This window comes from Halomonas halocynthiae DSM 14573 (assembly GCF_000425725.1).
GTDB classification, from domain to species: Bacteria; Pseudomonadota; Gammaproteobacteria; order Pseudomonadales; family Halomonadaceae; genus Halomonas; species Halomonas halocynthiae.
The window spans coordinates 629,235-654,089 of sequence record NZ_KE384439.1 but is presented as its reverse complement, the minus strand read 5'-3'; the positions used below and the strand labels follow the sequence as shown (position 1 = coordinate 654,089).

General features: G+C 54.9%; 24 protein-coding genes and 1 riboswitch. Of the genes, 15 read left to right on the top strand and 9 right to left on the bottom strand.

Annotated elements, in window-relative coordinates; translation table 11 throughout:
- Nucleotides 1-19: 19 nt before the first annotated feature.
- The 4 genes from H616_RS0108660 to H616_RS0108645 form a co-directional block, all read right to left on the bottom strand.
- A complete protein-coding gene (locus tag H616_RS0108660; protein WP_027967017.1) occupies nucleotides 20-385 on the bottom strand; it encodes a hypothetical protein in 366 nt (121 codons plus the stop codon).
- A 72-nt stretch (nucleotides 386-457) separates the two neighbouring features.
- Nucleotides 458-2,005 carry an acyl CoA:acetate/3-ketoacid CoA transferase gene (locus H616_RS14545; RefSeq protein ID WP_035572772.1) on the bottom strand — a complete coding sequence of 516 codons (1,548 nt, stop codon included), beginning with the start codon at nucleotides 2,003-2,005 and terminating at the stop codon, nucleotides 458-460.
- 10 nt (nucleotides 2,006-2,015) lie between these two features.
- A complete protein-coding gene (locus H616_RS0108650) occupies nucleotides 2,016-3,401 on the bottom strand; it encodes a GntP family permease (RefSeq protein ID WP_027967016.1) in 1,386 nt (461 codons plus the stop codon).
- Between the two features lie 381 nt (nucleotides 3,402-3,782).
- Entirely contained in the window at nucleotides 3,783-4,190 is a 408-nt protein-coding gene (locus H616_RS0108645) for a CBS domain-containing protein (RefSeq protein ID WP_027967015.1), read from the bottom strand.
- Nucleotides 4,191-4,276: 86 nt separating this feature from the next.
- On the opposite strand from H616_RS0108645, the gene H616_RS0108640 reads away from it, so the two are divergent.
- The 7 genes from H616_RS0108640 (at nucleotide 4,277) to H616_RS0108610 (ending at nucleotide 9,949) form a co-directional block, all read left to right on the top strand.
- Nucleotides 4,277-4,810 (top strand): YqaE/Pmp3 family membrane protein, encoded by a 534-nt coding sequence (locus H616_RS0108640; protein WP_027967014.1) that lies wholly within the window; start codon nucleotides 4,277-4,279, stop codon nucleotides 4,808-4,810.
- 51 nt (nucleotides 4,811-4,861) lie between these two features.
- Nucleotides 4,862-5,731 carry an EamA family transporter gene (locus tag H616_RS0108635; RefSeq protein ID WP_027967013.1) on the top strand — a complete coding sequence of 290 codons (870 nt, stop codon included), beginning with the start codon at nucleotides 4,862-4,864 and terminating at the stop codon, nucleotides 5,729-5,731.
- A gap of 62 nt (nucleotides 5,732-5,793) precedes the next feature.
- Complete coding sequence (locus tag H616_RS0108630; RefSeq protein ID WP_035572769.1) at nucleotides 5,794-6,690, top strand: NAD(+) kinase; 897 nt, start codon at nucleotides 5,794-5,796, stop codon at nucleotides 6,688-6,690.
- Nucleotides 6,680-7,687, top strand: a complete 1,008-nt coding sequence (locus H616_RS0108625; protein ID WP_027967011.1) for a metallophosphoesterase — start codon at nucleotides 6,680-6,682, stop codon at nucleotides 7,685-7,687. Before H616_RS0108630 ends, H616_RS0108625 begins: the two co-directional genes overlap by 11 nt.
- A gap of 203 nt (nucleotides 7,688-7,890) precedes the next feature.
- The gene (locus H616_RS0108620) at nucleotides 7,891-8,742 is read left to right on the top strand and encodes a rhomboid family intramembrane serine protease (RefSeq protein ID WP_027967010.1); all 852 of its coding nucleotides are present in this window, start codon (nucleotides 7,891-7,893) and stop codon (nucleotides 8,740-8,742) included.
- A gap of 57 nt (nucleotides 8,743-8,799) precedes the next feature.
- Nucleotides 8,800-9,108 (top strand): YeaC family protein, encoded by a 309-nt coding sequence (locus H616_RS0108615; RefSeq protein WP_027967009.1) that lies wholly within the window; start codon nucleotides 8,800-8,802, stop codon nucleotides 9,106-9,108.
- 43 nt (nucleotides 9,109-9,151) lie between these two features.
- The gene (locus tag H616_RS0108610) at nucleotides 9,152-9,949 is read left to right on the top strand and encodes a DUF2797 domain-containing protein (protein WP_051234161.1); all 798 of its coding nucleotides are present in this window, start codon (nucleotides 9,152-9,154) and stop codon (nucleotides 9,947-9,949) included.
- Nucleotide 9,950: 1 nt separating this feature from the next.
- Here H616_RS0108610 and H616_RS0108605 read toward each other — a convergent pair whose 3' ends face one another.
- From H616_RS0108605 to H616_RS0108595, 3 genes are all read right to left on the bottom strand, one after another.
- Nucleotides 9,951-11,252, bottom strand: coding sequence for an amidase (locus tag H616_RS0108605; protein WP_027967007.1), 1,302 nt, complete (start codon nucleotides 11,250-11,252; stop codon nucleotides 9,951-9,953).
- 106 nt (nucleotides 11,253-11,358) lie between these two features.
- Nucleotides 11,359-11,790, bottom strand: a complete 432-nt coding sequence (locus tag H616_RS14540) for a hypothetical protein (RefSeq protein WP_051234114.1) — start codon at nucleotides 11,788-11,790, stop codon at nucleotides 11,359-11,361.
- Nucleotides 11,791-11,804: 14 nt separating this feature from the next.
- Complete coding sequence (locus H616_RS0108595) at nucleotides 11,805-13,130, bottom strand: sulfite oxidase (protein WP_027967006.1); 1,326 nt, start codon at nucleotides 13,128-13,130, stop codon at nucleotides 11,805-11,807.
- Between the two features lie 210 nt (nucleotides 13,131-13,340).
- A riboswitch (cobalamin riboswitch) is annotated at nucleotides 13,341-13,577 on the top strand.
- 121 nt (nucleotides 13,578-13,698) lie between these two features.
- Here H616_RS0108595 and H616_RS0108590 point away from each other — a divergent pair.
- From H616_RS0108590 to cobO, 5 genes are read left to right on the top strand one after another with little or no spacing between them, the layout of a single operon-like run.
- Complete coding sequence (locus H616_RS0108590) at nucleotides 13,699-15,537, top strand: TonB-dependent receptor domain-containing protein (protein ID WP_035572767.1); 1,839 nt, start codon at nucleotides 13,699-13,701, stop codon at nucleotides 15,535-15,537.
- The gene (locus H616_RS0108585) at nucleotides 15,527-16,474 is read left to right on the top strand and encodes a cobalamin-binding protein (RefSeq protein WP_240470557.1); all 948 of its coding nucleotides are present in this window, start codon (nucleotides 15,527-15,529) and stop codon (nucleotides 16,472-16,474) included. Before H616_RS0108590 ends, H616_RS0108585 begins: the two co-directional genes overlap by 11 nt.
- Nucleotides 16,455-17,471: a FecCD family ABC transporter permease gene (locus H616_RS0108580; RefSeq protein WP_051234112.1), complete on the top strand. Its 1,017-nt coding sequence runs from the start codon at nucleotides 16,455-16,457 to the stop codon at nucleotides 17,469-17,471. The genes H616_RS0108585 and H616_RS0108580 overlap by 20 nt, the downstream gene beginning before the upstream one ends.
- On the top strand, nucleotides 17,471-18,238 hold the full coding sequence (locus H616_RS0108575) for an ABC transporter ATP-binding protein (protein ID WP_027967002.1): 768 nt from the start codon (nucleotides 17,471-17,473) through the stop codon (nucleotides 18,236-18,238). Before H616_RS0108580 ends, H616_RS0108575 begins: the two co-directional genes overlap by 1 nt.
- A 50-nt stretch (nucleotides 18,239-18,288) precedes the next feature.
- Entirely contained in the window at nucleotides 18,289-18,900 is a 612-nt protein-coding gene (cobO, locus tag H616_RS0108570; RefSeq protein WP_027967001.1) for a cob(I)yrinic acid a,c-diamide adenosyltransferase, read from the top strand.
- 169 nt (nucleotides 18,901-19,069) lie between these two features.
- On the opposite strand, the gene H616_RS0108565 is transcribed toward cobO, so the two are convergent.
- Nucleotides 19,070-20,779: an AMP-binding protein gene (locus H616_RS0108565; protein WP_027967000.1), complete on the bottom strand. Its 1,710-nt coding sequence runs from the start codon at nucleotides 20,777-20,779 to the stop codon at nucleotides 19,070-19,072.
- 44 nt (nucleotides 20,780-20,823) lie between these two features.
- A complete protein-coding gene (locus H616_RS0108560) occupies nucleotides 20,824-21,270 on the bottom strand; it encodes a MerR family transcriptional regulator (RefSeq protein ID WP_027966999.1) in 447 nt (148 codons plus the stop codon).
- 201 nt (nucleotides 21,271-21,471) lie between these two features.
- On the opposite strand from H616_RS0108560, the gene H616_RS0108555 reads away from it, so the two are divergent.
- From H616_RS0108555 to mmsB, 3 genes are read left to right on the top strand one after another with little or no spacing between them, the layout of a single operon-like run.
- The gene (locus tag H616_RS0108555) at nucleotides 21,472-22,638 is read left to right on the top strand and encodes an acyl-CoA dehydrogenase family protein (protein WP_027966998.1); all 1,167 of its coding nucleotides are present in this window, start codon (nucleotides 21,472-21,474) and stop codon (nucleotides 22,636-22,638) included.
- Between the two features lie 35 nt (nucleotides 22,639-22,673).
- Nucleotides 22,674-23,819: an enoyl-CoA hydratase/isomerase family protein gene (locus H616_RS0108550; RefSeq protein ID WP_027966997.1), complete on the top strand. Its 1,146-nt coding sequence runs from the start codon at nucleotides 22,674-22,676 to the stop codon at nucleotides 23,817-23,819.
- A gap of 37 nt (nucleotides 23,820-23,856) precedes the next feature.
- Nucleotides 23,857-24,762: a 3-hydroxyisobutyrate dehydrogenase gene (gene mmsB, locus H616_RS0108545; RefSeq protein ID WP_027966996.1), complete on the top strand. Its 906-nt coding sequence runs from the start codon at nucleotides 23,857-23,859 to the stop codon at nucleotides 24,760-24,762.
- Nucleotides 24,763-24,855: the final 93 nt, after the last annotated feature.

The following is a 24,855-nucleotide window of genomic DNA, read 5'->3' as shown; positions in this document are numbered from 1 at the left end:
ATTATCGGGGTGTGGGGCATCATATGAGATTTTTTCTAAGCTCGGTGCGCGCATTTAGATGGTCTCTCATGGCGTTAAGTTCTGCTTGACCCTCTGTATCTAATAGCTGCCCCCCGCGCTGCGCACGGCCATATCGGCCATGTTCTTCCATCACCCGCAAGGCGCGTCGGCGCACACCTTCAAGAAATTCATCATGGCGTATCGGGTAGCCCATAATGGTGTTCCATTCGGTTTCGCTGACGCTATTATCCAGTGCTTTAGCAAACAGTGTCAGCAAATCCTCTGCCTGGGTCAGGTAGCGCGGAGTACGTGATAGCATCAGTACAGCCAGCACGCTTCCGATCACTAATAGACAAACTGCAAATACCAGTAGATAAAGCGCCATGTACGTTCCATCTCTTTCTGTTAGTACGCTGTCGTCACCTCATACTATGCTTTTAGGATGATTTTTTCAGCGCTATTCACGCAATTTCATGGGGGCGTCGATGAACAGGCGTGGGTCCATGGGCTGAATATCACCGATACGCGGTATAAAGTTCATATGAGCCAGAATATCGCGCTCGATATCGATACCCGGCGCAATTTCGCTAAGGGTTAGCCCATCGGGCTCTAAGCGGAAAACACAGCGCTCTGTAACGAACAGTACTGGCTGCTTAAAACGCCTCGCTCGTGCGCCTGAAAACGTGATTTGTTCAACGCTTTCCTTAAATTTACGTGTCTGGCCTTCGGTTTTTATGCGCAGCTGCCCGTCATTTAGCTCAATGGCTAAGCCGCCAGCAGTGAATGTGCCAGCAAAGACCAGGTGTTTGGCATTCTGGCTGATATTGATGAAGCCGCCAGCACCTGCCAGTTTAGTGCCGAAACGGGAGACGTTAACGTTTCCTTCTCTATCGACCTCGGCCATGCCGAGACAGGCCAAATCCAGTCCGCCGCCATCATAGAAATCGAACTGACTGCCTTGGGCAATGATGGCCTGGGTATTCACTGCGGCACCAAAATCCAGGCCTGACGCGGGCTGCCCACCGATAACACCGGGTTCTGCGGTCAGAGTAACGTGCTTTAGCAAGCCTTCTTCGGCGGCCACAGAGGAGATACCTTCTGGCATACCAATGCCCAGGTTGACCACGCCGCCAATCGGCAGCTCTAACGCGGCACGGCGAGCAATGACTTTGCGAATATCCAGCGGCATGCTGGCCTCTGTTTGTTCAGGGCGTTTGTAGCGGCCAGTAAAGTAGCGGTTGTACTGAGTGGCATAGGTTTGCGGGTGGAGCTCCGGTGGGGCGACCACAACCGCATCGACCAGCATGGCAGGAATGACGACATCACGGGTTGGCAAGCTGTTGGCCGCAACCACCTGGTCAACCTGAACGATAACTACGCCACCCGAATTGCGTGCGGCCATGGCTTGAGCCAGGTTGTCGAGGATAAGCGCTTCACGCTCCATGGTAATGTTGCCATGTTCATCGGCGGTTGAACCACGCAGCAGGGCCACATGAACAGGAAAGGTGTGGTAAAGCAGGCGTTCCTGCCCTTTGATGGTGATTAATTCGACCATCTCTTTGGGCGTAATAGCGTTAATCCGTCCGCCGCTTAAGCGTGGGTCAACAAAGGTTTCAAGGCCGACGTGGCTGATAAGCCCGGCTTTTCCTGCCGCGATATCCCGGTACAGCTGCGAGATCACGCCCTGGGGAAAGTTGTATGCTTCTATGTCGCCTTGCATGGCGCGGGCTGCCAGTTTCGGAATCAGCGCCCAATGGCCACCAATGACCCGGCGCACCAGTCCAGCAGAGGCGAGGCGGTTTAGGCCTCGCTCTTTGCCATCACCTTGGCCAGCCGCGAAGACCAGTGTGAGATCCTTGGGGAGCCCTTCATTGGCATGGCGTTCAGCAAGTGCTTTAAGCAAGGCGTCGGGCACGCCAGCCCCCACAAAGCCAGATGTGGTCAGTGTGTCGCCAGAGTGGATCAGCGCTATAGCATCACGGGCCGATACGATCTTGCACTGCATGCGTTTCTCCTCAGAATGCCAACATGTCAAGCACAATGACGGCAATGGTTGCTACGACGGGAATCGCTACAGCACAAATGAAGATATCACCATAGCTTTGTCTGTGAGTCAGGCCACAAATACCCAGCAGCGTGATAACTGCACCGTTTTGCGGCAGCGCGTCGAAACCGCCTGATGAAAGGGTGGTCACACGGTGCATGAGCTCCATGCTGACTCCTTGAAGCTGGCCAATCTCTGCAAACTGCGCGCCCAGCGCTTCTAACGCTATCGACATACCGCCCGAGGCAGATCCTGTGATACCGGCTAACACGTTGACAGCCACGGCAAGTGAAGCCAAAGGGCTATCAGGAAATAAGTCTAAGACCTGATCACGAATAAGAAGAAACGCCGGTAGTGAAGCAATAACGGCACCATAGCCCACTTCGGACGCGGTATTGAAAATAGGCAGTAGTGAACCGAAGGTGCCCTGGTTGATGCTTTCCTTGATGTCCTCAAAGCGTTTCCAGTTGCCGACAATTACCAGCAGGATCGATACCACGAGTGCGACAATAATGGCCCATATACCGGCAACCGACTTGAGTGAGGTCGCACCATACTCAGGCTCAGCCAGATAGGCGGCATCGAGGTTGGGAATGACCAAATAGGTAAAAACGGCATTTAGCAGAATGACGGTGATAACTGGCGCACAGGCCATAGCGAAGGCGGGGAGTTGCACATCATCCGGTAGGGCGGCATCAGCGGCAGTTGTCTTGTGTACGCCATAACCTTCACCTCGGCCTTGGGCGGCTGAAGCGCGACGGTTGAGCCACAGCAGGCCGCCAAATAGCATGATGGCACCAGCCACTGTGCCCAGGAAAGGGGCCGCGAACGCATTGGTGCCGAAATACGGCATCGGAATCGCATTCTGGATCGCAGGTGTGCCTGGCAGAGCTGTCATGGTAAACGTGAAAGAGCCCAGTGCAATGGCAGCGGGAAGTAACCGCTTGGGAATATCCGCTTGGCGAAATAGTGAGTTGGCAATGGGATAAATAGCAAACGCCACAACGAAAAGAGACACGCCGCCAAATGTCAGGACACCACAGGAAAGGACGACGGCGGTAATCGCACGTGCTGAGCCAAGGCGAGCAACAATGCGTTCGGCAATGACGCGTGCTGATCCACTATCCGCCATGACTTTACCGAAAATGGCTCCCAGCAAGAAAAGCGGGAAGTACAACACAACATAGTTGCCCAGCGCTTTCATGAATACCTGGGTATAGGTTGCCAGCACAGGCAGACTGCCACTCATGACTACGGCGAGCAGTGCGAGTATCGGTGCTAGAATGAGTACGTTGATCCCGCGGTAGGCCAGATACATTAGTAGCCCGAGCGACAGGAAAATTCCGATTAACCCCATGGCCCACTCCCTATGTGATGGGTTGTTGATTGGCAAGGTTGCCGTTAGTCGTTCAGTGTTTCTCGGTAGCCAGGCCTGTCCATTTGTCGTGGCCGCCCTATCGCTACCTGTGTCGGATAATTTGAGCAGGGGCATTCTACAGAGAGAGGTGTTTCGACGTTGCCTTAAACGTGGGGAGGGAGTTTAGACTTTGGTAGGAAGTAGAAAATAATTACGCAAGATGGCGAACTTTTTTGGTCTTTGCTGTCTGATTATTTACAGACAGACAACGTGCGCGATGGCAGTCGCTAAAGTTGTCCTTCTGATTCGCAGTTTCGATCTTGCCGCCATATCCTTAGATACGGCGGCTTTCTTTTTTGTGTGAGATGGGGCGACAGTAGATCAGCGGCTGCGCATGCGAAGAATGGCATCGAGCACGTCGCGGCGGGTAACAATACCTGCCAACCGGCCTTGTTCTGTGACGGGGTAGACCTTGGGTTTGGCACCCAGCATTTCCTGAGCCAGGTCAATAATGCTTTTGGTCGGAGATACGGACAGCACCTCATGGCGCATTAGGTCTTCAACCAGTGGCGGCTCATTATCCATATAGATGCTATCTAACACCTTACCTAAAACATCTTGCTCAGAAATGAAGCCGATCAGGTGATCATGTTCATCGACCACGGGGGCACCTGGCAGACGGTGGTGCGACAGACGGCCAGCAAGGGTGGCGATCGATGTTTTTCCTGATACGCGGTAACAGTCGTGGGACATAATTTCACGCACAATGGTGGGTGACTTATTTGGCATGTTGTCTCTCCTAGGCCAGCGACAGGTATCAATGATAATGCCTTGTTACAGTTATTCCGTCACTCATGAAACACAAGGAGTTATGAATGGATGCTCGAGAGTATCTGGCTCAGAAAGGACTTGATGGCAAACCCAGGACCCAGCCTCAGCTTACGCTTGAAGAGAAATCCTGGGCGCGTGCTAAAGCGTCAGGTAAACACCGGCCTCGGGCGGGAACGCCTCACGACTGGGAGGACTGGGAGCGCTATCACGAGCAATTGGCGGACGCTGCTGAGCAACTGGAGCAGAAGATAGCGCCCGATGAAACGCCTGCGCCTACTGACAATGAAGTGAACAGTAAGCGTGCCCCCAGTGCCAAGCAGTACAGCGTTGAGCACTATGTTCCTGAAGCTTCAATCTCAGTGCCAACGAAGCCTGTTGGTAAGCCGTCGCTGCATCCTTTTGCTGCTTATGTTGCTTTGAGCGTACTCTTGCCGCCGCTGGCAGTATGGCTCTCCGATGGTGGAGCAAAGCGTGGTGTTGTCGCGTTATTGTTGATGTTGGCAGGTTGGCTGCCGGGCGTCGCCTACGCTTTGTACTGGGTTGTGCAGCAAAGAGATCAGGAGTCACCTTGTCGATGAGGGGGGGCTGCGTATACACTCCGTAAACTTTAAATATTTTTGGAGTTTACAGTGGGCTATCTTATTGGTGTAACGGCACTCTGGGCCTTTTCTTTTTCACTTATCGGGGTATATCTGGCAGGCCAGGTCGACAGCTACTTTGCCGTACTGACTCGTATTGCATTGGCGGCCATCGTGTTTCTTCCATTTCTACGACCGGCTCGCCTGACACTCTCGCAGCGGCTCATGCTAATGGGGCTGGGGGCTGTTCAGCTCGGCATGATGTATTTGTTTTTCTATCAGTCGTTTTTGTTGCTGAGTGTGCCCGAAGTGCTGCTGTTTACCGTATTAACGCCGCTATATGTGGCGTTGCTGGATGATGCCTTGTTCAAACGGTTTTCGTTGTTTCACCTGCTGACAGCCATGTTGGCGGTGCTGGGTGCTGCGGTGATTCGCTATCAGGGCATAGATAGCGGTTACTGGATGGGCTTTATGGTCGTGCAGGGCGCTAACCTGTGTTTTGCACTGGGGCAGGTGGGGTATCGCCGTTTCTCGGTTGGTTTGCCAGAGTCGTTACCCCGCATCAGTGTGTTTGGTTGGTTTTACCTTGGGGCGCTGGCAGTTGCCGCGCCAGCCTTTCTGCTACTGGGAGACCGCACGGCGTTGCCTGTTAGTGGCTTGCAGTGGGGGGTGCTTGCCTGGCTGGGCATTGTGGCATCAGGGCTTGGTTATTATTTGTGGAACCTAGGGGCCACGCGTGTCGATGCAGGTTCTTTGGCGATTATGAATAATGCCTTAGTGCCAGCGGGTCTGTTAGTTAACCTATGGTTATGGAATCGTGATGCGGACCTGCCGCGCCTGGCACTGGGTGGCGGTATTATCGTCGTATCGTTATTGCTTAATTCCTGGTGGCAGAGTCGTCGTTCGGCACAAATTGCCTGAACCTGCGTTGCTGGTGCTTAGAGGTATCGCCATAATGGCCGTCCAATGCCAAGGATATCGGGATGACAGCCTTCAACAATTCAGCGTTCAAAAACATTGGCCTGATCGGTCGTCTGGGTAGCGTCCGGGTCGTTGAAACTCTCAAGCGGTTGACACGCTTTCTGGATAGCAGCGGCTACCACGTCATCATTGAAGACCGTACTGCAACGGTGCTTCTTGACCACGGCCATGCCGAGGCTAGTCGCCGCCGGTTGGGTGAGCTGTGCGATCTAGTTATTGTGGTTGGCGGTGATGGCAGTTTGTTGGGAGCCGCGCGCAGCCTATGCCATAGCGGCACGCCGGTATTGGGCGTTAATCGTGGACGTCTTGGGTTCCTGACGGATATTTGCCCCGATGAGCTTGAGGCGCGGGTGGGGGAAGTGCTGGCTGGTCAGTATGAAAAAGAAGAGCGTTTTTTGCTCGATGCGGAGCTCTATCGTGGCGACGAAGTTGTTGGTCGAGGGGATGCGTTGAATGAAGTGGTGCTGCACCCAGGCAAAGCCGTGCGCATGATTGAGTTTGAGCTGTTTATTGATGGCCATTTCGTTTATAGCCAGCGCAGTGATGGTGTTATTATCGCCACCCCAACCGGCTCAACGGCTTATGCGTTGTCTGGTGGGGGGCCTATTATGCATCCACGGCTAGAGGCCATCACTCTTGTGCCGATGTTCCCCCATACGCTGTCTAGTCGGCCGATTGTCATTGATGCAGCCAGCGAAATACGTATTCACATTGGTGAGACCAACCAAACCTATCCGCATATTAGTTGTGATGGGCAAACTCGCGCGGTTTCCAAACCTGATGACGTGCTGGTCGTGAAGCGCAAGCCTCAGCGAATCCAGTTATTGCATCCGCTGGGGCATAACTTTTATGAAGTATTGCGTAGTAAGTTAGGGTGGAGTAATCGTCTTGGAGACTGAGCTTAGTAAGGCTAAACCGCAAGGTTATGACCTGATTGGCGATGTGCATGGTTGTGGTGTCAGCCTAGTAAAGCTGCTGGAGCAGATGGGGTATCGTCAGCATCATGGCGTATATTCCCACCCGCGCCGTAAGGTGGTCTTTATGGGCGACCTGATTGACCGTGGGCCACGCGTTCGCTTAGCGGTCAATACAGCGCGTCGCATGGTTGAAGCGGGTGAGGCGCTGATTGTGATGGGTAATCACGAAGCGAATGTACTGGCTTACTGCCAGCGAAACCCCAGCTCAGCGCAAGGGTGGTTACGTGCTCATACGGCACGCCACAATCGTATCGTTCATGAAACACTAGAGCAGTACCGTGACTATCCCCAGGAGTGGGAGGACACACTGTCATGGTTCATGGAGTTACCGCTGTTTCTAGAGCTTGATCAGTTCCGGGTTGTACATGCCTGTTGGGACCACTCACTGATTGATGCGTTACGCAGCAGCTACCCCGATGGGCGTATCGATCTGGCATTTTTGATTAAAGCGTCGCAGCCAGACACCCTTGAGTACCGCATTCTTGATCGGCTTACGCGCGGTACTCAGCTGTGGCTGCCAGGTGATATCACGATTCATAGTGGTGACGGCTTCAAACGTCGTTCGTTTCGCACCCATTTTTGGGCGCAGTCGCCCCAGACATGGGGGGACGTGATGTTCCAGCCTGATAACCTGCCAGGCTCACTGGAGCAACGACCGATCAGTGACCAGGAGCGCCGCCAGCTGAGCCATTATGCCCTCAGCGAACGCCCCCTGTTTATTGGTCATTACTGGTGTGAAGGCATTCCTGCTTTGCCAGCGCCTAATATCGCCTGTCTAGATTACAGCGCCGTCAAGCTGGGGCGATTGGTGGCGTATCGCTGGAGTGGTGAACGTCAGCTCAATGCGGATCATTTTTCATGGGTGAAGGTGGCGCTTGATGAGCAGGGTGGTGAGGCGTCCTGGACGTTTGACGATTGATGTCAGCGAGTCGTGCGATACGTCTTGTGGGTTATAGGCTGACAGCGCTGCATTTTTGTGGTTTATTAGTTATATTCCCTTGAATGATCCCTTGATTTTTTCCGGTGGCCTCGGTCACCGGTTTTTTATGTACTAGAATTTTTTATTTCTCAGCATGTTATTCAACGCTTGGGTCAGTCAGTCGCAAAGGCCGAATCTAGCTCATGTACAAAATCCTTATTCTTCCTGCCGATGTAGATGTGCGCGAATTGCGCGAGGCGCTGTGGGCGCATCATATTGGCCATCAATTTACTGACGACCCTCAGGGGCAGGCCTTATGGTTAGCCGACCCTGACCAGCAGGAAGTGTTGAAACAACTGCTGATTCGCTGGGAGCGCGGCGACGCGTTGTTGGTAAATCACACGGTTCATTCAGCGCCTCGCTCACCTGCTTGGCGTATACCTTTCCGAGTTGCACCGGCTACCGCAGTTGTTATCAGCCTAAGCCTGGTGGTGTTTGGGCTGATGGGTGTGCTGGGCGATATTGTGGTGAGCCTGCTGACCATCGTGCCTGTGGAGCTTGCCGCTGGCAGCCCCGTGTTTGGAACTCTGCAGGAAAGCGTTAGTTCAGGGCAGATATGGCGGCTATTTTCCCCTGTATTTCTGCACTTCGGCTGGATGCACTTGTTGTTCAATATGCTGTGGCTCTGGGTGTTTGGCAGCCAGATCGAGCAGCGGCAGGGCAGTAAGCATGTTGTGGTGCTGCTGTTGGCGACAGCTATTGGTGGCAATTTGGCGCAATATGCCACGGGTACTGTGTTGTTTGGCGGCATGTCTGGCGTTGATTTTGGGCTGATGGCTTATGTATGGCTGATGAGTCTTCGGCGTCCTGAGAGTGGCTATTTTATCCCTCGGATGCTGGTGGTGCTGATGCTAGGCTGGCTGGTGTTTGCGATGACCAGCGTTGCTGGATTGTTTGGTTTAGGCAATGTCGCTAATGAAGCGCATCTGGGTGGTTTGGTCGTGGGCTTAGCGTTGGGCTGGTATCATTCGCGCCCCGGGCAGCGTTTGCGTTGAATGTTAAACCGCTGTGAAAAGTGGTCACTGTCGGCCGCTAGAGTCAGGAGAAACCCCATGAGCGATATGACGTTTGAGCGCATGATTGAGCAGATGACACCGTCGATTTATCACAGCTTGAAGCAGGCGGTGTCCTTGCGTAAGTGGCCTGATGGACGTTTTCTGACGTCGGAGCAGACCGAGTTGTGTCTAGAGGCGATTATTCGCTACGAAGCTCAGCAGAATGTGCCGGAAGACCAGCGGGTAGGATATTTGGAGCGTCGTACCTGCGGTGCTGACAGCAGCGGAAGCAATGTGTCGCCGGAGATGGCGGGGCTGGGCCAAAACGTAGGGCAAGATGTTGGCGGAGGCAGCCGCAGTGACTGAGATACCGGTTAGCGGCGCAAGTCTGCATGGTTGCTTACGAAAAATGGCTATCGAGCCAGGAGTCGGCGGTGACAGTGCGCGCTATACGCTGCGTGCGGGGGAGCACTCTCTCGATCTTAATGCCCGGCTTGGTAAACCGTTGAGCTTGTCATGGACAGGCGCTATTGCCTGTACCCATTGTGAGCGAGCCACGCGCAAGAGCTTTGCTCAGGGCTATTGCTATCCCTGTTTCAAGCGCCTGGCCCAGTGCGATACGTGCATTATGAAGCCAGAGCTTTGCCACTACTATGAGGGTACCTGCCGTGAGCCGCAGTGGGGCGAGAGTCATTGTTTTCAGCCACATGTGGTTTACCTGGCTAATTCATCTGGCCTTAAGGTTGGTATTACTCGAGGCACTCAGGTGCCGACCCGTTGGTTAGACCAGGGGGCTATTCAGGCCCTGCCGATTATGCAAGTGGCCACGCGCCAGCAGTCTGGGCTGGTCGAGGTGTTGTTCAAAGATGCCGTATCCGACCGCACCAACTGGCGAGTCATGTTACGCGGTGAAACCGCCCCGTTAGACTTACCTGCTGAGCGTGACCGCCTATTGATAGCGCTGGCTGATGGTCTTGATGCACTGCGCGAGCGTTTTGGTAACGAAGCGCTTCGTGTGTTGGATGAAACGCCCTATCAGTTTGATTACCCCGTGCTTGAATACCCGACCAAGGTGGTATCGCACAACTTTGATAAAACCCCCGACGTTAGTGGTGTTTTGATGGGGATTAAGGGGCAGTATCTGATGCTGGATAGCGGGGTGATCAATTTGCGGAAATTTACGGGTTATGAGGTGGTGGTCAGCTAAGCTAATCAGTAGTAGATGACTCAATCGCCAACGCCAGCGCTACCAGCTGGTGTTCTTTGCCGGCGGGCATGGCCAGCTGGAACCCTACGGGCATGCCCAAGGCATCTTTTCCTGCTGGCAGGCTTATCCCACACCAATCTAGGTAGTTGATAAAGCCCGCGTGGCGCAAAATGCGTTCATCCGCTAAGCCATAGGCTTCAGGAGTGGTAATACAAAGACGCTGAGGCGGGGTGAGTGGCGTGGTTGGCAGCACTAGCGCATCCACGCCAGCGCGTTTTAATGCGGTTTTTCCGCGTTGAACCAGTGCTCTTCTTTGCTTCAGGCGGTGGCTGTACTCCTCTCGGGTTACTTTTACTGCGCGTTGCATGGCAGCGTCGAGTGGCATGCCGAGCGGTTGGTGGCGCCATTCGGGCAAATGGCGAGTGAGAAAGGCGTCAAGATCAGCTGCTACTAGTCCGCCGCTTTTAAACAGCGTGTCGGCGTCGGTTGCCTCAGGTAGATCAACAGATACCAGTGTTGCGCCACAGGTTTCCAGCTGGCGTAGCGTTTCTGCAAATGCGGTGTCTATGCCAGCGTCAGCTGTTACGCGCGGTGCGCTTTCCAGTACGCCAAGTCGAATGTCGCTGAGCGAAGGCGTGGGAAGGCAGGGCTCGCCGAGGGCGTGGAGGTGTTTGGCCAGCGTTTTCATATCGCTGGCCATTATGCCTAAGCTATCCAGATGAGGGCTCAGGGGAAGCATGCCGCCACCAGGCCAGTGCCCAGTGCCAAGCTTTAATCCTACGATGCCGCAGATTGCCGCTGGCACTCTGACTGAGCCTGCCGTGTCAGAGCCCAGCGCAAGTTGGGCGCTGCCTTCCACGACGCTGACGGCGGCACCGCTGGAGGAGCCGCCGCAAACTCGCGACGGGTCATGTGGGTTGCGCGGACCTTTGCCCTCTAGGGTGACTCCTAAGCTAGTGAAGCAGAAGGGAACGGTCTGAGTGAGGCCAGTGAATAGCGCACCCGCCCGACGTAAGCGAGCCACCAACGCGGTATCTTTCTGCCATTTGTTGGGTAGCGCGACTGTGCCGCCACCGCACATTGTCCATCCATTAAGGCCCATGTTGTCTTTTACCGAGACGCTCACACCATATAGCGGGCCGGGTGTTGCACCTTTTTCAACATCAGCAATGAGCTCAGCCGCCTGCTTTCGCACACGCTGGGGTGCCCACTGAGCGTAAGCGTTCCAGGCGGGTTGGTGGGCAGCAATCGCCGTTTCTACGCTTTCTAGTAGAATGTCGCTCGCTTTTCTGGGGGTAGGCATGACAGGGCTCTTTCAAAGGAAAGTGAGAGTTTTCAGGCGAAGTGGTTTGTGGAAGGGTTGATGACGAAGCGTGGCACCGAATGATACCGCGCTTCGTGACTCACGGTTAAGCTGGCGGCTCGGTGCCCGCGCTAACTGTTTTATCACTGTCACTGTCGTAAGGGTTTTTTGGCCTCTGGCTAGGCAGGAGTGGTGCGCGCCGAGCGTCGCTTTTGGGGCCATAGTACGTAGCGAGGTAGTCGAGAATATTATCCTCCATTTCCGGCTGAAACTCCCACAGCCCTTGCGTATCCTGCATCCAGCGAATCAAGTACTCCCAGTGGGCCCGTGATCCATGGTTTTGAGTTACCAGTTTTATGGAGTGACAGGCTGAGCAGTTGGCTTTTACTACCTGCCAGTTTTCAGCAATAACCATGCCGCTATCGGGGTCTGTTTCTGGTGTGCTTTGTGAGGCAGCCCAGCCTGAGAGTGGTACTAAGCACACCGCGACTGGAATTGCTGCTCGCAGTAGCGGGCGGGCGTAGTTTCTTATGTTCATCGTGACACCCCCTTTTATGCGACCTGGACGGCAATGCGATGACAGGCATTGTTAAGGTAGCCCTTAGGATTCCAGCCGGGGACCACCATCGGCTGTGATCGGCCTTCACTATCCGTCGCTCTGGCCCAGACTTCATAGTAGCCGGGTTCGGGGAAGCTGATATCACTGGTCCAGCGCTGCCAAGCTAGGCGGTTAGGTGCCTTACGCAGCTCCGCTTCTTGCCACGTTGCCCCGAAATCGATGGAGACTTGCACGCTGTGTACCGATAAATCTCCCGCCCAGGCATGGCCGCGTACTGCTAGAGGCTCATTCTGCTGGTGGGTGATACCCGTGCGCGGGAAGGTAACGAGTGATTTGACCGGCATTGAATGGATGGTTTCAAAGTCTTGTTTGGGGACTTCAGTGCCTGGTGCCACGGGCTGTTTCGGAACGCTGTAAGACGGTGCCGCCATTTTATTGCCATCGTGTTTTTGGTTACGAATGACGATTTTCTTCAGCCATTTGCCGGACACGGAGCCTGGCCAGCCTCCGCACACCATGCGTAACGGATAGCCATTGAGATAAGGAATATCTTCACCATTCATGGCCCAGGCGATCAGCGACTCGTCTTCCAGAGCTTTTTCCATGGGAACACCACGGGAAATTGATTCACGGCTGGGGTCGCCGCTAGCATGAGCATCGGCGCCATAGTAGGCGACATAGACAGCATCACCCGCGATACCGCAAGCCTCCAGCACGTCGCGCAAACGAGCGCCAGTAAAGCTTGGGCAGGCGACTGCACCGGTTGTCCATTGGTTGCCACTGGCCGCAGGAACAAATTCAGACCGGCCGTTGCCCCCACACTCAACGGTGAGTTGATAGGTGTGATGTGCAAATTTTTCCTTGAGCTCAGCGATAGTAAAGCTCTGCGGGTTTTCGCAAGACTCACCGCCAACGTCGATGCGCCAGGTTGTTGGGTCAATGGTGTCTTGTGGTGGCGGATTCCCATTGTTTCTCACAAACATATATTTGGCGGGAGTGATGTCATCATCAAGCAAGTAAGGCGGTGTTTCTGCATTAAGCGGGCGATCGTTCAATACAAGTAAGCCATCCTTGCCGGGAATAGCGAACGGTTCATCACTTTGAGCCATGGCTGCTGGAATCAGCCCGCCAGGCATGTTGGCAGCAAACGGGATTGAACCACCCACAGCGGCGGCCATGGCCAGCAAACTGGAGCGCTTGAGAAAGCCACGCCGAGTGAGTGGGTTAACTTCGCGGTCCCACAGCGTGAGATCAGCGGCAACAGGGTCCTCTCCATAGAGCTCATGAAGGCCACGGGTTTTAGATGTTTTATTCGTCATGGGGCGGCTCCTTGGTTTTTTTTGTATGCACATGTTACTGCTTGAGAGTTACTCGTATCCTATCGGCTTATGATGAGGGTATGCCAGAAAATTGCTGTAAATCTGGGCGTATTCACTTGTCTGAAGTGACCCGTAAAATGTCGTTTTCAGGCGCTGTTGTATTGGCCCCCGGGTCAGGGGGTTACATTGACCTGAGCAGGTTCAATTGCTAGGTTAAGCGCACTTTCAGGTGTCTGCGTAAGTCACGCGGATGAAACGGGAAGTCGGTGAGTCTTTCAGGTTGTTGTCGATAAAAGATAACCCCGACGCTGCCCCCGCAACGGTGATCGAGTTAAGGTCCACTTTCAGGCCACTGTGTAATATCAATACACGGGAAGGCGGTGGATTAGCGACACGTCAAGTGTGCTGCTCGTCAGCCCGGAGACCGGCCGGAAAGTGCATACCAGGACGCGGAGGGCGAGCCGGGGTGGAGTCGGTCGCTTGCGCGTCATATCCTCGCCCCTTTTTTCCTCTGTGCCGGCTTTCAATGTTGTTGTTCGCGCGGGTGCGCGCGGCTCAGAGGACTACCATGACTGTTGCCTTTCGTTTTTCTTCTCGCTCACGCCGCGTTGGCATTGTGGGTGTTTCGTTGTGTCTGACACCCGTGGCGGCTCTGGCCCAAGGGCTGGATAAACCTGAGCCTGTCATGACACAGCTGAATCCGCTGACCGTGACAGCCACACGAGCACCGCGTACGGCGGATGAAACTCTGGCCTCGGTAACAGTGCTTGACGAAGCAACTCTGCGCCGTCAGGACCCGCTGGAGCTAACGGAGCTGTTACGTGGTCAGCCCGGGGTAAATGTCAATACTAATGGCAGTTTTGGCAAGGTCACCGGCGTCAGCATTCGTGGGGCTGGCAATAGCGGCACATTACTGATGATTGATGGCATTCGTCTGCGTTCTGCCACAACTGGTGGTGCTGCGTGGCAGTTCCTTGACCCGCGTATGTTTGAGCGCGTTGAGATTGTGCGCGGTTCGGCAAGCAGTCTTTACGGGGCTGATGCAGTGGGTGGGGTGGTGCAACTGTTTGCGCCAGAAGGTGAGAACGGTCCTTCGCCGTCGGTCACGCTGGGTGGTGGTTCTTTTGATACGCGTCGTGCCAGCGCATCGCTTTCTGGCAGCCAAGGAGGAACGCGTTATTATGTGGCGGCCAGCCATCTGAAGACTGACGGTATTGCATTGCGCGAAGGCGGTGAGAAACAGGGCTATGACAATACCAGTGCCTTGGTGCGAGTATCGCAAGAGCTGGGAGAGCGGGCGAAGATCGGTGTGCTAGCGCTGCGTGGTCGGGGAGATTCTGATTATATCGGCGGCTCGAATGAATACGTTCAGCAGGTGGCCGGTGTTTATGGTGAAGTTGCGCTCAGCGACCACTGGACCAGCCGTTTGACACTCAGTGAGGCGCGCGATGAATTGAAGGATATTTCTGCCTATCCTAGTCAGTTTGATACGAAAACCCGCACGGCCCGCTGGGATAACACCCTTGATCTAGGCGCACACCAGCTGATTGTTGGCGCTGAGCACATGCAGGATAAAGTAGAGAGCACCACGGTTTACGACAAAAACAGCCGCGACAACACAGCGGTGTTTGCTCAGGGGCTCTTGGATTTCTCGCCGGTTACGGTGCAGGCTGCGTTGCGTCATGACGACAATGAGGCTTATGGAGAGCAGTTGACCGGTAGTTTGGCACTGGGCTATGAGCTGGATGACCATCATACGCTGCGCGCCAGTTACGGTACCGCCTTTCGTGCTCCGAACTTCAATGAGCTGTACTACCCAGGCTTTAGTAACCCGGATCTTGATCCCGAAACGTCTAAAACGTATGAACTGGGTGTGAGGGGACAGTACCGCGTGGGGTATTGGGATCTGTCGGCGTATCGCACCAACGTGAAAAAGTTGATCGCCAATGAGTTCATTGATGGACGTTACGCGCCGTATAACGTTAACCGTGCGCGTCTGCAGGGTGTAGAACTGGCGACTGGCGCTAACATTAATGACTGGGATTTGCGTGCGGCGCTGAGCTGGTCTGACCCAGAAGACAAAGAAACGGGTAAACGCCTGCGTCGTGAAGCGACCCAAAGCCTGCGCCTTGATGCCGATTATCTGGTGGGTGACTGGGAGCTGGGTGGCTCGCTGGTGGCAGAAAATCACCGTTTTGAAGATGCGAACAGCACACATCGCTTAGGCGGTTACGGACTAGTCGACTTGCGCGCGACCTGGCATTTTGCACCCGCTTGGTTTGCTCGGGTTAACGTCGATAATGTTTTCGATAAAGACTACGTTACGGCCTTTAACACCTTCGATGATTATGGCTATGAAAATGCCGGGCGTAGCGTCATGCTGAGTGTTGGGTTCGATGGCCGCTGATATGGCTCAGGCGGCTAGTTGGCGTCTGCCGAGTCTTGCGTTAGTCGCATGGGCTGCTCTCGCCAGCGCCGCTTCGGCGGGGGCCGCTGAAACTCACTCAGACTCACAGGCCACTACGTTCGGTTGTGTTAGCGATGATTTAGCCCAGGAGGTGTGTTTGAGCGCACCGGCACAGCGCATCATTGCGCTTTCGCCAAACCTGGTAGAGCTGGTGTATGCGGTGGGGGCAGGCAGCACGCTGGTGGGTGCTGTCAGCTATAGCGACTATCCGGCTGAGGCTAGCGCACTGCCTCGGGTAGGCGACTCCGATCGTATGGATATTGAGGCTATCTTGTCATTGTCGCCAGATCTGGTTTTGGCCTGGCATGGCGGCAACCCACGCATGCAGGTGGACAAACTGGTGGCACTGGGAATACCGGTTTACACCTCTGATGCGCAGGATTTCCCAACGATTGCCTCAACCCTTGAGCGTTTCGGCCAGTTAACAGGCCATACCACACACGCTGAAACCGCCGCGCAACAGCTGCGTGAAGGTGTGGCCGAACTTGAGCAACGCTATCAGGACGCCCCAACGTTGTCGGTATTCTACCAGGTATGGGATAAGCCGCTGATGACAGTGAATGGCGAGCACTGGATCAGCCAGTCACTGGCGATATGTGGCGCAGAGAGTCTGTTTGCTGATGCTGACGCTCTGGTGCCAAGGCCGAGTATTGAAAACGTGCTGGCGGCTGACCCCGACGTGATTATTACTGGCGGAAAAGATGCCAGCGATACGGCATGGCATAGTAACTGGCTGCGGTTTCCACAGCTTAGTGCCGTGCGTCATGACAACTTGTTTGTGGTTGATCCTGACCTGGTTCAACGGGCAACGCCACGCCTCCTAGAAGGGACGCGCGAGCTGTGCCAACGTCTGGATGATGCGCGTGAGCGGCGCTGAAACAACAACTCATGTGATACAGGCTGGCGCCGGGCATCGGCTGCGGCCGCTGCTATGGCTGAGCGCTCTGTCGTTACTGGCGCTCGGCGTAGCCGTGTCTATAGGTAGCGTTACGGTCACCCCTAGCGAATTGCTGGCGGTGCTTAGTGGTGAGGGCGAGCGCTTACACCGCACGTTGATTTTTGAACTGCGCTTGCCGCGTGCGCTGGCAGCCTTTGGCACTGGCGCATTGCTGGCTTTGGCTGGCGCGCTAATGCAAGTGTTGCTGCGTAATCCGCTGGCTGACCCTTTTGTGCTGGGGCTGTCCGGTGGTGCCGCTGTGGCGGCGTTGCTGGCGATGATTGCGGGGTTGGGGGCAGCGCTGATCTCGGCATCGGCATTCGCTGGAGCTTTGCTCTCTACCCTGATTGTGTTTGGCTTGGCTCACGGCACCGGCAGTTGGACGCCGGTGCGTTTGTTATTGACCGGCGTGGTCATGGCTACCGGCTGGGGAGCGATCATTACGTTTCTGCTAGCAATCAGCCCCATGGAGCAGCTACCCGGCATGTTGTACTGGTTAATGGGCGATCTCGCCTATGCTCAGCGCGCCTGGCCGGTATTGTGCTTGGCAGTGCTCAGTTTATTGGTGGTAATGCCATTGGGACGAACGCTTAACGTGTTGGCGCGCGGCGGGTTGGCTGCGGCAGCTCTTGGCGTGGCGGTTCGCCCCGTGGAGTGGGCGCTATATCTGCTGGCTAGCCTGCTCACGGCGGTGGCGGTAACTACTGCGGGCAGCATCGGCTTTGTGGGGTTAATGGTGCCGCATATGCTGCGGTTAGCGCTGGGTAACGATCAGCGGCTTGTGCTACCGGCCAGTCTACTGGCAGGGGGGATTCTACTGACCTTGGCAGATACCCTGGCACGCACGCTGATTGCCCCGCAACAGCTGCCAGTCGGTGTGATTACTGCCATGCTGGGTGTGCCGGGCTTCCTGTTATTGCTTTATCGGAGTCGCTGATGGCTGAGTTGCGCGCCAATGAACTGGTGGTGGATATACCGGGCCGTGCCTCAGGGTGCGCGCTTCGCTTGTCTATCTGTGCCGGTGAGCGTTGGGGTGTTCTTGGACCTAACGGTTCCGGCAAAACAACACTGCTGCATACTCTGGCCGGGCTGCGTTCGCCACGCAGCGGTCACGTTGCACTTGATGGAATACCACTGCAGCAGTTGAAACGCCGACAAGTTGCTCAGGCATTGGGTGTGGTGTTTCAGGATAGTCAGATCGGGTTTCCGGCCACGGTGCATGAGACGGCGATGATTGGCCGTTACCCATGGCTATCGCCGTGGCGTCGTGAAAGCCTGGAAGACATTGCGTTGGCTCAGGCTGCATTGAAACGCTTGGATCTTGAAGCGCTTAGCGAGCGGGTACTCGCTACGCTGTCTGGTGGCGAGCGTCAGCGAGTCGGGCTCGCCACGGTGCTAACGCAGTCACCTCATATTTGGCTGGTCGATGAGCCGACAAACCACCTGGATTTACACCACCAAGTGGCCGTGATGCGTTTACTGACCGAGCAGGCTAATGCTGGCTGTGGCGTCATCATGTGCTTGCACGACCTTAACCTTGCGGCCCGCTGGTGCGATCAGATTTTGCTGCTTTATCCAGACGGCGACGCCTGCTGGGGCCCGCGTGACACTATGCTAGAGCCGCAAGCACTGGAACGGCTTTACGGGCAAAAATTAACGACGGCGCATATCGACGGTGCGCCAGTGTTTGTACCGGTGGCGTAGCGCTGTTGGCTTGCTTCAACGCATACTGGCTTCTCACAAAGGAACATTTCATGACACAGCGTAAAATCGACCCCGCACGCCATGCTGAGCGCATGGCCATTAAGCAGCGCATTATGAATGAACGTATCGCCGCTGCCGACCGAGAGCAGGGCATACTGTTGGTGCTGACCGGGCCTGGCAAAGGCAAGAGCAGCTCAGGTTTCGGCATGCTGGCCCGAGCGCTTGGCCATGGTATGAAAGTGGGCGTGGTGCAGTTTATTAAGGGGTCGTTCAGCACGGGTGAGGAAGCGTTTTTCAGTGGCCTGCCTGGTGTTGACTATAACGTCATGGGCGAAGGCTACACCTGGGATACTCAGGATATTGAGCGTGATATTCGCACCGCCGAAAACGCCTGGGAAGAAGCGCGTCGCATGCTTAGCGATGACAGCTATCAGATGGTACTTCTCGATGAGCTAAATATTGCTCTGCACCAAGGCTACCTGAGTATTGACCGCGTGCTTGACGACCTTCAGCAGCGCCCAGAAATGCAGCATGTCGTGGTTACTGGACGCTACGCCCCAAAGCCATTAATCGAACTGGCTGACACCGTAACCGAAATGAAGGTGGTGAAACACGCCTTCAATGATCAAGGTATCGTGGCACAAAAGGGCGTTGAGCTGTGATGGTGGGGTCCTAGCTTTTAACGTCTGTGTTAAGGACCGGCCTCCCTCTTATGACACCCTAAACGGCGATGACCTCTTGGCGCTGGCGCGTCTGGCGGCGGCCAGTAACCGCTGGTCTCGCCGCACAGCTCCTTGGTAGGGTCAGTGAATCAATGCCGGTATCGGTTGATCACAACCCCAGCTCGTGGGTAGCTTCTTCGCGCATTTTGAATTTCTGGATCTTGCCGGTAACGGTCATTGGGAATTCATCCACGAATTTTACGTAGCGAGGCACTTTGAAGTGGGCAATGCTTTTTTTGCAAAAAGCGATGAGCTCTTCTTCACTCAGTTGCTGCCCGCCAGCGAGTTTGACCCAGGCCATGACTTCTTCGCCGTACTTCTCGTCGGGTACGCCGATTACCTGAACATCGGAAATGGCGGGGTGGGTGTAGAGAAAGTCTTCAATTTCACGCGGGTAGATATTTTCACCACCGCGAATGATCAGGTCTTTGATGCGGCCAACGATGGCCACATAACCTTCATCATCCATCGTAGCCAGATCGCCAGTGTGCATCCAGCCCGCCGCATCGATGGATTTATCGGTAGCCTCTTCGTTGTTCCAGTAGCCCAGCATTACACTGTAGCCACGGGTGCAGAGTTCGCCGGTTCCACCTCTTGGTACCACGGCGCCGGTGTCTGGGCTGACCAGCTTAACTTCCAAGTGCGGGTGAATTGTACCTACGGTGGTGACGCGCTTTTCCAGCGGCGCATTGGTTTTGGTCTGGAAGCTGACCGGACTGGTTTCGGTCATACCGTAGCAAATGGTGACATCTTGCATATTCATCTTGTCGATGACTTGGCGCATGATTTCGATAGGGCAGATAGAGCCTGCCATAATGCCAGTACGCAGCGTTGAGAGGTCAAAACTAGCGAACTCGGGATGCTCCAGTTCAGCAATGAACATGGTAGGTACGCCGTACAGGGCGGTGGCTTTTTCTTCGGCAACGGTTTGCAGTGTGACGAGTGGGTCAAATCCGTCGCTTGGATAAATCATGGTAGCGCCGTGGGTCATGCAGCCCAAGTTGCCCATTACCATGCCAAAGCAGTGATACAGCGGGACGGGGATGACCATCCGGTCAATTTCAGATAGCCCGAGTGTGCGCGCCACGAAAAAGCCGTTATTAAGAATGTTGTGGTGCGATAGGGTGGCACCTTTGGGTGCGCCGGTGGTGCCAGAGGTGTACTGAATGTTGATGGGCTCGTCAAACTGAAGCGTTGCCTGTAACTCGCTCAGAGCCTGCTGGGTGACTTGATCAGAATGACTAAGCATTTGCTGCCAGCTGAGAATGCCTGGGCGGCAATGGTTTTTATCCAAACAGATAACACGTTTCAACTCGGGCAGGCGTGTGCTGTGTAGTGCTCCGATGGTTGACGCGTCAATAGCCGCTACAGGCTGGTTTATTTCCGGTGCCAGCTCTGCCAGGGTAGCGACATAGTCGGATGACTTGAATACGCCCTGCAAAATTAGCGTTGACGTGCCTGACTGGCGCAGTGCGTATTCTAGCTCGTGGCTGCGGTAGCTAGGATTAATGTTGACCAAGACAGCGCCGATCTTGGCGGTGGCAAATTGCGTGATAGCCCACTCAGCACAATTGGGCGACCAAATGCCCACTCGATCCCCCTTGGTAACGCCAATGGCCAGCAGTGCTCGGGCGGCGTTGTTCACTTCTGCTTGCAGTTGCTGCCAGGTATAACGCAATGACTGCTGACGACTGATCAGGGCATCGCGCTCGGGGAAGCGTGCAACGGTATCATCAAAACAGTCGCCAATCGTCTGGCCTTTGAGCGGTGTATCACTGGTTCCGCTGACGTAGCTAGGAACTGCGGTCTGGCGTGGCATCGTTTTTCTGTCCTTGTTGTAGATGAGCGCGGGCGGAGTACACCTTAGTTTGTCTGGTCCAGTTTGCGGAGTGCTTCTCTGGCCCGCTGGTCGACGTTATCAATTTCCATGCGCATCAAATGGATGTCTTCTAACTGACGGTCGAGTTCTTCGCGTCGCTCTGCCAGTATTTCCAGCAAACGTTGTAGTTGTCGTGCATTACCGCCGGGCATGGCGTCATACATCGTGATGACTTCGCGAATTTCAGCCAGCGAAAAGCCCAAGCGCTTGCCGCGTAATGTCAGTTTCAGGCGCACACGGTCACGGGTGTGATAGATGCGCTTTTGGCCAATGCGTTGTGGTGCAATGAGGCCTTCCTGTTCATAGAAACGGATAGTGCGAGGAGTCACTTCAAACATGCGCGCCAGCTCACCGATACTCCAGGTACGCTGCTTATCGCGCAGCGGGACGGCGTTATCTTTTCGTCCTGTTTCGGATGATGCCTTGCTCATGGTAGGACTCCCTATAAATTGGTGGCAGTGTGAGCTTACCATCTTGCTGAAACACTAGACGAGGTTTACGTTAACGTAAAGTGCTTGTTGGGTCATGCCGTGATATGGCATAAAACAGATACGTGCTAAGTAAGCGTCATTCCCACAATACAACCGCTGTGGGCATGATGTGACGACAATGCTAAATAACCCGAGGTGTCCATGGATTTTTCGCTGACCGATGACCAGCGTGCGCTGGCAGATGCTGCTCGAGACTTTTCCCAAGCCGAGCTTGCCGAACATGCTGCGGACTGGGATGCGCAGTCGCATTTTCCAATAGATGTCATAAAGCGTGCTGGTGAAGCGGGCTTTCTGGGTATCTATACGCCGGAAGAGCGAGGAGGGCTCGGGTTGTCACGCTTGGATGCCTCGCTGATTTTTGAGCAGTTGTCGCAAGGCTGTATTTCTACGACGGCGTATCTGACTATTCACAACATGGTGACTTGGATGGTAGCCAGTTGGGGCAGCGACACACTTCGCGAGCAGCTGGTACCCGATATGATTGCAGGCGAGGCGCTAGGTTCTTATTGCCTGACGGAGCCGGGTTCCGGCTCTGATGCGGCTAACTTACGCACCCGTGCGGTACGCGAAGGCGACGAGTACGTTATTTCAGGCAGCAAGATGTTTATTTCGGGGGCGGGTGCCACGCAGGTATTAGTCGTGATGGCACGCACTGGCGCACCAGATAGTGGCGCCGGAGGGGTGTCTGCTTTTGTCGTGCCGGCAGATGCTAAAGGAATTGAGTACGGCAAGAATGAAGACAAAATGGGGTGGAAAAGCCAGCCCACGGCGTTGATCAGCTTTGATAGTGTCAGAGTGCCGGTAACTCACCGGCTGGGTGAAGAAGGAGAAGGCTTTAAGTTCGCGATGAAAGGGCTCGACGGGGGGCGCTTGAATATTGCCAGCTGTTCACTGGGTGCTGCTCAGCAAGCGCTAACCCTGGCGCGTAACTACATGGGCGAACGCAAGCAGTTTGGCCGTGAGCTTTCTGCTTTTCAGGCGCTGCAGTTTAAGATTGCTGATATGGCCAGTGAGCTGGTAGCAGCGCGCCTGATGGTGCGCCATGCGGCTTGGCGGCTTGATAATGGCGACCCCGAAGCCAGTGCGTATTGTGCCATGGCCAAGCGTTTTGCCACGGATGTGGGGTTCAAGGTCTGTAATGAAGCACTGCAGTTGCACGGCGGCTATGGCTACATTCAAGAGTACCCGCTTGAGCGCTTGGTGCGTGATACGCGGGTACACCAAATTCTTGAAGGAACCAACGAAATCATGCGCTTAATTGTGGCTCGTCGCTTACTGGCTGATGGTGTCATTGAGTCGCTACAGTAGTTTTATCCATTTATTTCAGGACTGGAGAAGCATCAATGTCAGACCCTGTGGTCAGTTTCGACGAAATACCCGTTGGCGGCGGCGCGTTAATTGGCAGAGCTTGCCTTAACTCACCGCGTACCCTGAATGCACTGTCGTTGGACATGATTCAGCATCTTGAAGCAACGCTTGAAAACTGGGCGACAGATGACCGTGTCGTTGCGGTGTGGTTAGAAGGCTCGGGTGACAAAGCATTTTGCGCGGGTGGTGATGTGGTGGCGCTGTACCGATCGCTGAACAACGAAGGTGGTGCGGCTAGCGCTGGGTATGACGGAACCTTTGCTGAAGCGTATTTTACGGCGGAATATCGCCTCGACTATCGACTACATACCTTTCCCAAGCCGTTACTGGTGTGGGGTGACGGCATTGTGATGGGCGGCGGGCTAGGGCTTTTGGCAGGTGGTTATCAGCGCATTGTGACCGAGACCACGCGTATTGCTATGCCAGAAATCACGATTGGCCTGTACCCCGATGTGGGAGCGAGCTGGTTCCTGCATAAAATGCCCGAGGGTGTTGGTGCTTATCTTGGCTTAACGGGCGCGCAGCTTAATGGACGTGATGCATTAGACCTGGGCATGGCCGATCGCTTTGTGCCCCGCGACTCACGCGATGCGCTGATCGCCGCTCTGAGCGAGGCAGATTACGGTGACCGTAGCTCATCCAGCAGGCGAGCGGCGGTTCAGGCTGTTCTGGATCGCTTTGAAAACCGTGCAGAGGCACCGGCTGCTCAGGTTTGGCCGCACCTTGACCATATTCAGGCGCTGGTTGGGCGCGATGACCCAGCGGCGGCAGTGGCTAGAATACTGGCAGATACATGTGATGACGAGTGGCTAGCGGCGAACCGTAAGCGACTAGCCAAGGGGTGCCCGATGACCGCGCATCTGGTGTGGCGCATGTTGGAACGTCTTCGCCACTCCAGCCTTGCTGATGCCTTTCGTGACGAGCTGGTGCTTTCGGTGCAGTGTTGCAAGTTAGGCGACGTTGCCGAAGGTGTGCGTGCTCTATTGATTGAAAAAGACATGTCACCAAATTGGCAACATAGCACTGTGGCCAGTGTGCCAGAGGCCGATATTCAAGCACTGCTGACACCTCCTTGGGCGCAAGGAAAAAATCCACTGGCTGACCTTGGTCAACCGGCCTGATGACGTATCTGACAACGACAATACGAGGAGCAGACGAATGAAGATTGCCTTTATCGGGCTTGGCAACATGGGCGCACCAATGGCTATTAACCTGAGCGCAGCAGGCCATGAGCTGATGGTGTTTGATTTGGTGGAAGACGCGTTAGCGACATTGGAGCAGCAAGGCGCAACACGCGCGACTTGCGCGGCGCAGGCTGCTGAAAACGCTGATGTCATCGTGTCGATGTTGCCGGCGGGTGCTCATGTTCGAGGGCTTTACCTTGGCGATGGCAATCAGCCGGGATTGCTGGAGACCCTGAGTCATAAACCGTTGATTATCGATGCCTCGACAATTTCCCCTGAAGACGCCAGAACGGTAGGTGCTGCTGCTAGCGAGCGTGGACTTAGCTACCTGGATGCGCCGGTATCTGGCGGTATTGGCGGTGCCAAGGCGGGGACGCTGAGCTTTATTGTGGGCGGTGATGCTGCTGCATTTGAGCAGGCCAGGCCAGTGCTTGAAGTGATGGGTAAAAATATCTTTCATGCTGGTGAAAATGGCGCTGGGCAGGTGGCTAAGATCTGCAACAACATGCTGCTGGGTATTTTGATGAGCGGTACGGCAGAGGCATTGGCGCTTGGCGTAAACAACGGTATGGACCCCGCTGTGCTGTCTGAAATCATGAAGCAGAGTAGTGGTGGGAACTGGGCGCTGAATGTTTACAACCCCTGGCCAGGGGTTATGGAAGACTCGGCTGCCTCACGAGATTATCAAGGCGGGTTCCTGACGGACTTGATGGCCAAAGACCTAGGGCTGGCCTGGGAGTTGGCGCTGGACTCAAAATCAGCCATCCCTATGGGATCTGAGGCGCGCAACCTGTTTGCTCTGCATAGTGCTCAAGGCGCTGGGAAACTGGATTTTTCCAGTATTCAACGACTGTACCGAGCAACACAGGCCAGTGAATAACGCGTAATGTTTGCCCGTGGTGCTTGCCCGTGGTGCTTGCCACTGAGAGCCAGTGCTAGAGAAATCGTGCCGGAAAGCCTGTGCGAGAAAAGT